Annotated in this window: 1 protein-coding gene; it reads left to right on the forward strand. The window is 63.0% G+C overall.

Annotated elements, in window-relative coordinates; translation table 11 throughout:
- Positions 1-445: 445 nt before the first annotated feature.
- The gene (locus IG98_RS0143830) at positions 446-1,000 is read left to right on the forward strand and encodes a shikimate kinase (protein WP_030926474.1); all 555 of its coding nucleotides are present in this window, start codon (positions 446-448) and stop codon (positions 998-1,000) included.
- The last annotated feature ends 393 nt before the right edge of the window (positions 1,001-1,393 follow it).

The following is a 1,393-nucleotide window of genomic DNA, read 5'->3' on the forward strand; positions in this document are numbered from 1 at the left end:
CCCGAAGCGCAGACAACGCCACGAGCAGGCACAGAAGACGATCAAGGTGTCAAGCATCAAGCGAGGCCAGAGTGTCAACCATCAAGCGAGACAGGACACAAAGCGTCACGAGTGACTTGCCGAATTGTTCTCATAGGTATCAAGGCGGCGGCGCGGTGCGCCGCCGCACGGCCCTCCGCCCGCCCGCCGTCCGGGCGTGCGGCGTGGGCGCCGGTCCCGAACGGCGGCGACAATCGGGCCGCCCACCGCACTGCCCGCACGCCGTACCCAACCATCGCTCGCCGCACCAGGGCCGCGCCGCCGCCCAGATGCTGCCCCCACGATCTGCCTGATCTCCGATCAGAGAACGATGGGTGGCCCAGTGCCCTCGTTCCTCAGGCTGGAAATCGCAGTCGTATGCACGGCCAAGCAGGATGAGAATGCATGAATGCATACAGCCCCGTGGATGGTTCTCATTGGTCCGGCCGCAGCAGGAAAGAGCACGCTTGGTGACGGGCTGGCCTCAGCGACAGGCAGGATCTTCGTCGACATCGACGCACTCGGCGAGACCTACTATGCCGAGGTGGGATGGAATATGGACAAGCTACGTGACCGGATCCAGGCCGTGGGCCGGCTGACAGCCGAGCAGGAGTGGGAACCTGCGCGCGCTCATGCCGTGAAACGCGTTGTCGCTGACCACCCGGGCATGATCGTTTCTTTAGGGGCTGGCCACAGTCATTACACGCAACCTGAGCTGTTCGATCATGTTCGCGATGCGCTTCGCCCTGTCAACCATGTGGTGCTTGTGTTGCCTTCCCCTGACGTCGAACGATCTGTTCAGGCTCTGCGACAGCGCAGTCTCGCCACGAAGGGAACCAACTGGATCAGCAGGGACGGGCATGACTTCCTCCACCAGTGGGTGCACGGCCCGGGGAATCACGCTCTCGCGACGACAGTGCTTTACACCGAGGGAGAAGAACCCGAGCAGAGCATCAGCCGCCTCATAGCCATGTGTAACTGATCCCAAGCGACCCGGATGGAACCAAACGCCTGTCACACCGATACCACCCTCACGATCGCCTGGCTATGGCTGATCTTCAAGGGTGGCTGGGGGCGATCGACGGTCCGGGACTTCGTTCCTCAGCCCCGGCCCACCGAGCACCGCGCACAGGATCGGAGGCGTTCTGGCCGTGCCATTCGCGTGCCAGTAAGGCCGGGGAACAAGGGGGAATCACGGGGACTCACGGGCAGGGCAAGACCGCATCTGACCTGGGCCGCTGCAGCTCACAGGGTCGCGTACCGAGATCTTGTAAACTGTAGGTCAGGGGTTCGATTCCCCTCGTCGGCTCGCAACAGAGGGCCAGGTCACCGGTGTCCGGTGACCTGGCCCTCTGATCGTTAAGCAAACTTTGTG

The organism is Streptosporangium amethystogenes (assembly GCF_000721075.1).
Lineage (GTDB): Bacteria > Actinomycetota > Actinomycetes > Streptosporangiales > Streptosporangiaceae > Streptosporangium > Streptosporangium amethystogenes.

What these genes read in the sequence shown, in the direction of transcription:
- IG98_RS0143830 (WP_030926474.1), top strand. Translation starts at nt 446, where the DNA reads ATGGTTCTCATTGGTCCGGCCGCAGCAGGAAAGAGCACGCTTGGTGAC.